The sequence below is a fragment of the Rhizobacter sp. P1_G5 genome, assembly GCF_056405435.1.
This window is the reverse complement of the sequence record NZ_JBFUCB010000494.1, coordinates 1-4,636: the sequence shown is the minus strand read 5'-3', so window position 1 is coordinate 4,636 and position 4,636 is coordinate 1. Positions and strand designations below refer to the sequence as shown.

Sequence of the window (4,636 nt, the reverse complement as noted above, 5' to 3'; positions counted from 1 at the left end):
CCCGAGACGCAGGCGGCGATCGATGCGCTGCAGGCCGGGGGCGTGCAGGTGCTGGTCGCGCAGGCCGACGTGGCCGACACCGGGCAGATGACGCGCCTCGTCACGCAGATCGCGGCGCAGATGCCGCGGCTGCGTGGCGTGATCCATGCAGCCGGCCTGGTCGACGACGGCATGCTGGCCGAGCAGGACATGCGCCGCTTCGCCCGCGTGATGGCGCCCAAGGTGCGCGGCACCTGGAACCTGCACGAACTCACCGCGAACCTCGCGCTCGATTTCTTCATCGGCTTCTCGTCGGGCGCCGCGCTGCTCGGCTCGCCGGGGCAGAGCAACTACGCGGCGGCGAACTCGTTCGTCGATGCGCTGGCCCACCTGCGCCGCTCGCGCGGCCAGCACGCGCTGAGCATCGACTGGGGCAGCTGGTCGCAGGTCGGCATGGCGGCGGGCATCGGCGAGCAGCATCGCCGGCGCTGGGCCGCGATGGGGCTGGGGATGATCGCGCCGCACGACGGCGTCGCGATGATGAAGCAGATGCTCGCAGCGGCCCGCGCGCCGCAGATGGCGGCGATGCCGCTGGTGCGCGCGCGGCTGCCGCGCAACCTCGGGCCGTTCTTCAGCGAGCTGGTGCAGGCGGCGCCGGCGCGGGCCGCGGCGCCGGCCGGCGGGGCGCCGCAGGTCGACATCCTCGCGCAGCTGACGCAGGCACCGGCCGAGGACCGGCTCGCGCTGCTGGTGGGCTTCCTGTCGGAGCAGATCGTGCGCGTGCTCGCCCTGCCGGCCTCGCACCAGGTCGACCCGCAGCGCTCGCTGATGGAGATGGGCATGGATTCGCTGATGGCGATGGAGCTGCGCAACCGCATCCAGACGGCGTTGAAGGCGAAGGTCGCGGTGGCGGCATTGCTGAAGGGGCCCAGCATTGCGCAGCTGGCGGCTTCGGTGCTGGCGGAGACGTCGCTGGCGGCCGCGCCGGCGCAGACGCCGCAGGCGGCGTTCGAAGAGGGCTCGCTGTGAGTCGCCCGAAACGCGCACCTCCTCCGTCGGCCCGCGCGGCGCTGGGTTTCGCGTTCGCGTTCTCTGCCGTCTGGGCCCTGCTCGAACTGATCGCCTCGCGCCTGCAGGGCGGCTACGACGTGCTGCAGATCGAGGGCTGCCGCTTCGCGGTGCAGCTCGCGCTGATGGGGGTGGTGTGGGGCTGGCGGAGCAAGACGCCGCTGTGGCGCACCCGCCGCCCGCTGGCTCAGCTGGTGCGGTCTGCGCTGATGCTGGCGATCCCGCTGTCGTTCGGCGTCGCGGTGCTGCAGGGTGCGTCGCCGCACCTCGCGATGACCGGGCTGTGGGTGGCGCCGGTGTTCGCGCTGGTGCTGGCACGCGGCTGGCTGCTGTCGAAGACGCCGCTGTTCGTCTGGATCGCCACCGCCGCGGGCCTGTGCGCGACGGTCGCGATGCTGGAGCCGGCGCGCCCGACCACCTTGCAGGCCTCGGTGGTGCCGCTGCTGATGGGCCTTGCCTTCGCGGCCTACCTGGCGCTGACGCGTTCGCTGCGCCATGAGCCCGTCATGACCAACCTGTTCTACGTCGGCCTCGGCGGCTTGCTCGGCGTGCTGCCGTTCCTGCCGGGCGTGTGGGTGATGCCCACGCTGCATGACGCGCTGGTGTTCGCGGCGCTCGGCGTGTTCGGCTTCGTCGCGCTGTGGCTGCTGGAGCATGCGCTGCGCCGCTCGTCGCTGCCGTGGATCGCGCCGGCGCTGTACGTGCACGTGGCCTGCCTGACGGGGGTGTCGCTGGCGGTGCGCGGGCACCTGCCGTCGCTGCGCATCGCGCTCGGGCTGGCACTGGTCGGCGGCATCGCGTTCGCGCTGTGGCGTGTGGCAGTGGCGCGCGACCTGCCGGCACCCCGCGCACCGATGACCGGCCCGATGGCGCTCGAATCGGCGAGCGGCCCGGTGCCGCTCGATGACGACACGAGGCATTGACGATGCACCTCGCGCTGCCCGCCTTCGCATCCTCTCTCGTCCGGCGCGACCCCGGCCGCAGCGCGATGCTGCTGCTCGCGTTGTTCGCGGCGGCGTGGGCCTTCGTCGAAGGCGTGTTCGGCGCGCGGCTGCAAGGGCACTACTCGCTGATGCAGGTGGTGTGGTGCCGTTATGCGGTGCACCTGGCCTGCCTGCTGCTGGTGGTCGGCTGGCGCGCACCATCGCGGCTGTGGCGCACGCGGCGCATCGGCTTCCAGCTGTCGCGCTCGGTGCTGATGCTGGTGATGCCGGCGAGCTTCGCGCTGTCGCTCGCGGCCGGCGACCGGGCGGGCACGGTGTGGGCGCTGTTCTGGGTCGCGCCGCTGATGATCCTCGGCCTCGCGCGTGTCGCGCTGGGCGAGCGCGTGCCGCGCTGGGTGTGGGCGGTGGCGGCGATCGGCAGCGGTGTCGCCGCGGTGATGGCCGAGCCGTCGCTGCCGCATTCGCTCGCCGGCGCGGTGCTGCCGTTCGTGATGGCGCTGTCGTTCAGCGTCTACGTCGTGATGACGCGCTCGCTGCGCGACGAGCCGGTGCAGGCCAACCTGTTCTTCACCGCGCTCGGCGTGTTCGCGCTGCTGACGCCGCTGATGCCCTTCGTGTGGGTGATGCCGAACCTGCACGATGCGGCGCTGCTGGCCGGCATCGGCGCGGTCGGCCTGCTTGCGCTGTGGGCGCTGGACCGGGCCTGCGAGCGAGCGCCGGTCGCGCAGGTGGCGCCGACGCTGCACGTGCACCTGCTGTGCATGGCGCTGGTGGAGTGGGGCGCCGCGGGCGAAGCCTTCTCGCACCGCGACATGCTCGGCGCGGTGTGGATCGGGCTGGCGCTGCTGGCACTCTGGTTATGGCAACCCTCTGCTGAAAGGACCGTCCCCTCGTGACTCCCGTGACCGACCTGCTGTCCGCCCTGGCCGCGCAAGGCGTGGTGCTGTGGTTCGAAGGGAACCGGCTGCGCTTCCGTGCGCCGCAGGGGGCGCTGTCGGCCGAGTTGCGGGCGCAGATCGGTGCGCGGCGCGACGAGGTGCTGGCGGCCTTGCGCACGCAGGCGGCGGCGCAGCCGCGCAGCGCGCCGCTGTCGCACCCGCAGCAGGCGCTGTGGTTCGTCCACCAGGAGCAGCCCGACAGCGCGGCCTACAACGTGCTGTTCGCGCTGCGCGTGCTGTCGCCGGTCGACGAGGCGGCGCTGCGCCAGGCGCTGCAGGCGCTGGTCGACCGCCATGCGGTGCTGCGCACCACCTACGAGGTGATCGACGGGTTGCCGCGCCAGTGCATCGCCGGCACCGGCACGGCGGTGCTCGAGGTGCACGACGTGGCGGGCCTCGACGACGCGACCCTCCACCAGCGCATCGACGCCGACGCTCGCCGCCCGTTCGACCTGGCGCGCGGCCCGGTGATGCGCACGGCGCTGTACCGCCGCACGGCCGGCGACCAGGTGCTGCTGCTGGCGATGCACCACATCGCGATCGACGGCTGGTCGCTGCTGATCCTGCTGGAGGAGTTGCGCGCTCTGCTGGCCGAGGCCGGCGGCGGTGCCCCGGCCGGTCTGCCGCGCGTGGAGCGGCAGTACGCCGACTACACCGACTGGCAGGCCGCGATGCTGGCCGGTCCGCCCGGCGCGCAGCTCGCCGCGTACTGGACCCGCCAGCTCGCCGCGCCGCGCGCCGAGATCGAGCTGCCGCCAGATCGCCCGCGCCCGCCGCGGCGCAGCGGGCAGGGCGCGAGCTTCGATTTCCATCTGGATGCCGCCACCACCGCCCGCCTGAACCAGCTCGCGCGCGACGAGGGCATGACGCTGTACGTGCTGCTGCTGGCCGCGTTCAAGGTGCTGCTGTACCGCCACACTGGCTGCGAGGACGTGATCGTCGGCACGCCGACCGTCGGCCGCACGCAGCCGGAGTTCGCGCGCGTGCTGGGCGATTTCGTGAACCCGGTCGCACTGCGCTCGCGGGTGCATGCCGAACTGCCGTTCCGCACGCTGATGCAGCAGGTGCGCGGCACGCTGCTGGAGGCGCTGGACGCGCAGGAGTACCCGCTGTCGCTGCTGGTCGAGCGGCTGCAGCCGGTGCGTGATGCGAGCCGCTCGCCGCTGTTCGAGACGATGTTCGTGCTGCAGCGCTTCGAGCAGTTCCGCGAGCTCAACGACCTGCTGGTCGCCGGCGCGAGCGACGTGCCGGTCGACTTCGCCGGCTGGCGCGTGACGCCGTATGCGCTGACCCAGCAGGAAGGGCAGTTCGACCTCGGGCTCGGGCTGATCGACCGCAGCGATGCGCTGTCGGGCGCGTTCAAGTACAACCCCGCGCTGTTCGACCGCGCGACCATCGAGCGGCTGTGGGCCCACTACCGCGTGCTGCTCGACGGCATCGTCGCCGACCCGGCCCTGCCGATCGGCCGGCTGCCGCTGCTCGATGCCGCGGAGCGCGCCGCGCTGCTGCCGCCCGCGCAGCCGATCGCGGTGGCGCAGGCCCAGCCGCTGCACCGGCGCTTCGAGGCGCATGCCGCGGCCACGCCGGACGCGACCGCGCTGCGCTGCGACGGCGCCGCGCTGTCGTACGGTGCGCTGAACCGCCGCGCGAACCAGGTGGCGCACCGGCTGCAGGCGCTGGGCGTCGGGCCGGGGACGCGCGTCGGGC

General features: G+C 73.3%; 4 protein-coding genes. All 4 read left to right on the top strand.

The genetic code is table 11. The features are described from left to right. On the top strand, window positions 1-1,008 hold a 1,008-nt coding region (locus AC1D12_RS25350; protein WP_477843664.1), incomplete at its 5' end, for a beta-ketoacyl reductase. Next, window positions 1,005-1,970, top strand: a complete 966-nt coding sequence (locus AC1D12_RS25345) for a DMT family transporter (protein WP_477843662.1) — start codon at window positions 1,005-1,007, stop codon at window positions 1,968-1,970. The genes AC1D12_RS25350 and AC1D12_RS25345, both read left to right, overlap by 4 nt. A 2-nt stretch (window positions 1,971-1,972) precedes the next feature. Beyond that, window positions 1,973-2,887: a DMT family transporter gene (locus tag AC1D12_RS25340; protein WP_477843660.1), complete on the top strand. Its 915-nt coding sequence runs from the start codon at window positions 1,973-1,975 to the stop codon at window positions 2,885-2,887. Continuing rightward, the coding region (locus AC1D12_RS25335; RefSeq protein ID WP_477843658.1) for a condensation domain-containing protein at window positions 2,884-4,636 on the top strand (1,753 nt) is incomplete at its 3' end. The genes AC1D12_RS25340 and AC1D12_RS25335, both read left to right, overlap by 4 nt.

Excerpts from the sequence above, each read along its gene's own strand:
- AC1D12_RS25340 (WP_477843660.1), top strand. The coding sequence starts at position 1,973 with ATGCACCTCGCGCTGCCCGCCTTCGCATCCTCTCTCGTCCGGCGCGAC.